At 41.5% G+C, this 422-nt stretch carries 1 protein-coding gene; it reads left to right on the forward strand.

All coding sequences use genetic code 11. From position 1 onward, the window contains the following. Positions 1-422: SH3 domain-containing protein (locus tag C1E99_RS12210; RefSeq protein ID WP_193441815.1), on the forward strand; the 422-nt coding region annotated here is incomplete at both ends.

Consider the following 422-nt stretch of genomic DNA (forward strand, 5'->3'; position numbering starts at 1 on the left):
ACCTATCACTTTACAAAGCAAGCTGAAGTCAAGAACGAAGCCAAGTTATCCGCACCGACTCAATTTACCTTTGAAAAAGGGGATAAGGTCAACTACGATAAGGTTGTCAAAGCCGACAATCATCAGTGGATTTCCTATGTAAGTTTTAGTGGTACTCGTCGTTACGTGGATTTGGGGCAAATAACTGGCTCAACAGCTGTCAATACAGTCACAGAAAAACCAGTAGAAGCACCGAAAGCTGCTCAATCAACTGGTCAACTGACCATTCAGAATCAAACTGCAACAAGTTTTGAAGTGGAAGTGTCCAATGTTTCCGATAGTAAAGGTATCAAAGCTATCAAAGTACCAGTTTGGGCAGACCAAAATGGTCAAAATGACATTATCTGGTATGATGCGGTCAAACAGTCCAACGGTAACTACAA

The organism is Streptococcus suis (genome assembly GCF_002964045.1).
Taxonomy (GTDB): domain Bacteria; phylum Bacillota; class Bacilli; order Lactobacillales; family Streptococcaceae; genus Streptococcus; species Streptococcus suis_U.